This window comes from Streptomyces sp. (assembly GCF_035644915.1).
Lineage (GTDB): Bacteria > Actinomycetota > Actinomycetes > Streptomycetales > Streptomycetaceae > Streptomyces.
The window spans coordinates 1-2,516 of sequence record NZ_DASQNP010000033.1 but is presented as its reverse complement, the minus strand read 5'-3'; the positions used below and the strand labels follow the sequence as shown (position 1 = coordinate 2,516).

Annotated in this window: 3 protein-coding genes, 1 tRNA gene and 1 pseudogene; 2 read left to right on the top strand and 3 right to left on the bottom strand. The window is 72.6% G+C overall.

Translation table 11 applies throughout. The features are described 5' to 3' along the window. The coding region (locus VE546_RS04070; RefSeq protein ID WP_324918428.1) for a tyrosine-type recombinase/integrase at window positions 1–241 on the top strand (241 nt) is incomplete at its 5' end. Between the two features lie 96 nt (window positions 242–337). Here VE546_RS04070 and VE546_RS04065 read toward each other — a convergent pair. Together VE546_RS04065 and VE546_RS04060 are read right to left on the bottom strand one after the other, a co-directional pair. Further along, a tRNA-Pro gene (locus VE546_RS04065) sits at window positions 338–411 on the bottom strand. A gap of 83 nt (window positions 412–494) precedes the next feature. Further along, a complete protein-coding gene (locus VE546_RS04060) occupies window positions 495–1,436 on the bottom strand; it encodes a metallophosphoesterase (RefSeq protein ID WP_324918424.1) in 942 nt (313 codons plus the stop codon). Window positions 1,437–1,559: 123 nt separating this feature from the next. On the opposite strand from VE546_RS04060, the gene VE546_RS04055 reads away from it, so the two are divergent. Next, window positions 1,560–2,024 carry a GatB/YqeY domain-containing protein gene (locus tag VE546_RS04055; protein WP_324918421.1) on the top strand — a complete coding sequence of 155 codons (465 nt, stop codon included), beginning with the start codon at window positions 1,560–1,562 and terminating at the stop codon, window positions 2,022–2,024. Between the two features lie 144 nt (window positions 2,025–2,168). On the opposite strand, the pseudogene VE546_RS04050 reads toward VE546_RS04055, so the two are convergent. Next, window positions 2,169–2,516: pseudogene (locus VE546_RS04050) on the bottom strand (hypothetical protein); the annotation flags it as partial.

Here is a 2,516-nt window from a genome sequence, read left to right as displayed (position 1 = left end):
CCGAAGGAAGGTCGGGCTCACGCCGGAGTGGACGCCGCGTGAGCTGCGCCACAGCTTCGTCTCGCTGCTCTCCGACCACGGCATCCCGCTGGAGAGGATCGCGCTCATCGTCGGCCACAGCAGCCAGGCCACCACCGAGGCCGTCTATCGGAAGCAGCTCCGGCCGGTGATCACCGAGGGGGCGGAAGCGATGGACGAGACCTTCGGAATCGGGGAGCAGGGCGCCGGCACACGGGAGTGACGGGGCCCACTGGTCTAGCCCGGATGGCTCCCTGTTTGGCTCCCAGGACATGAGAGAGGGCAGTTACTGAATTCAGTAACTGCCCTCTCACCTGCGTCGGGGTGGCGGGATTTGAACCCACGACCTCTTCGTCCCGAACGAAGCGCGCTGCCAAGCTGCGCCACACCCCGTTGCAACGAGGACTACTTTAGCCCACGCTCGCGCTGAGGAGAAATCCGGTTTCCCCGGGGCGGGAGGGGGTGGCGGGGCGGGGTCAGGGGCGTTCGATCAGGGTGAGGAGCGTGGCCTCCGGGGGACAGGCGAAGCGGAACGGGGTGTAGCGGTTGGCGCCGCAGCCCGCCGAGACGTGGAGGTAGGCGCGGTGGCCGCCCGCCTGGTGGTAGGACAGGCCCCGGGCCCGGTCGGTGTCCAGGTCGCAGTTGGTGACCAGGGCGCCGTAGAAGGGGACGCGGAGCTGGCCGCCGTGGGTGTGGCCGGCCAGGATCAGCGGGTAGCGGTCGGCGGTGAAGGCGTCCAGGACGCGCAGGTACGGGGCGTGGACCACGGCGAGCGAGAGGTCCGCGTCGGGCTCCGGGCCGCCCGCCACCTTCTCGTAGCGGTCGCGCTTGATGTGCGGGTCGTCCAGGCCGGTGAAGGCGATCTCCTCGCCGCGGTCGAGCTTGAGTCGGCCGCGGGTGTTGGACAGGCCGATCCAGCCCGCGGCGTCGAAGGTGTCGCGCATGCCCTCCCACGGGTTGTGGATGGCGCCGACGGCCGGCGGGTTGCCGTTGAGGCCGTGGCGGCCGGTGGCCTTCTCCACCAGGTAGCGGGCGGGGTTGCGCAGCCGGGGGCCGTAGTAGTCGTTGGAGCCGAAGACGTACGCGCCGGGGTACTCCAGCAGCGGGCCGAGCGCGTCCAGGAGCTCGGGGACGGCCTCCGGGTCGGAGAGGTTGTCGCCGGTGTTGATCACGAAGTCCGGGCGCAGTCCGGCCAGCGACTGGAGCCAGCGCTGCTTCTTGCGCTGGCCGCTGACCATGTGGATGTCGGAGACCTGGAGCACGCGCAGCGGCCGCATCCCGCGCGGCAGCACGGGTACGGTGACGCGCCGGAGCCGGAACGAGCGGGCCTCGATGCCCGCCGAGTAGGCCACACAGGCCGCGCCGACTGCCGTGATGCCAAGGGGAATCGTGAGGGAGAGCGGGTATCGCGCACGCATGGGCCCATCGTTGCAGACGCGCGGACCGGTTGCGGACCCCCGGACCGGTCACGGGGGCGGACCGCGGGCGCGCGGGCCGCAATGCAGTGGGCGTTCGGCCGTCCATCCTGGCAAACTTCCGACATGACCACGCTCAAGACCCGGCTCCAGGACGACCTCACCGCAGCGATCAGGGCGCGCGACGAACTGCGCTCCGCCACCCTCCGGCTCACGCTGACCGCGATCCAGAAGGAGGAGGTGGCGGGCGAGAGCGCCCGCGAGCTGTCCGACGCCGAGGTCGAGAAGATCATCGCCCGCGAGGCCAAGAAGCGGCGCGAGGCGGCGGACGCCTTCGCCAAGGGCGGGCGGACCGAGCAGGCCGAGCGCGAGCGGGCCGAGGGCGAGGTGCTCGCCGAGTACCTGCCCAAGCAGCTCACCGACGAGGAGCTGGACGCGCTGGTGGCCGAGGCCGTGGCGGAGGCGAAGGCGGCCGGGGCCGAGGGGCCGAAGGCCATGGGCGCCGTGATGAAGATCGTGAACCCGAAGGTGGCGGGCCGGGCGGAGGGCGGCCGGGTGGCCGCCGCCGTCAAGAAGCGCCTGGCGGGCTGAGGGCGTCCGGCGGACGGACCGCCGGCGCGTACGTACGCGCGTACGGCATGCGGACAACGGGAAGGGCCCGGCCGGTCGTCGGCCGGGCCCTTCCGGTGCCTGCTGCGTTCCACCGCGCGGGCGGCTGCCGGGGGAGGTGGGCGGCTACCTCGGGCCCCAGCCGCCGTCCTGGCCGGCGGTGCGCCAGCCCACGTCGCCGTTCCCGCCGTTGTCCCCGCCGGTGATGCCTCCGATGTCCCAGCCGCCGGTGGTGGCGCCGACGGTGTCCCCGCCGTTGGCCGTGCCGCCCATGGTGGTGTTGCCCCCGTTGGGGCCGCCGTTGCCGTTCCCGCCGATCAGGTCGGGCGAGATGGTGATGTCCGGCAGGGGGAAGTCGGGCCGGTCGTCACCGGGCTTGTCGTCGTCGCCCTCCTCGCCGCCGTCCTCCTCGCGGCCCCCGGTGTTGCCGCGCGGCACCTGGACGTCGTTGAAGGACTCCACCGGTTCGCCCTG

What these genes read in the sequence shown, in the direction of transcription:
- VE546_RS04060 (WP_324918424.1), bottom strand. Translation starts at nt 1,436, where the DNA reads ATGCGTGCGCGATACCCGCTCTCCCTCACGATTCCCCTTGGCATCACG.
- VE546_RS04055 (WP_324918421.1), top strand. Translation starts at nt 1,560, where the DNA reads ATGACCACGCTCAAGACCCGGCTCCAGGACGACCTCACCGCAGCGATC.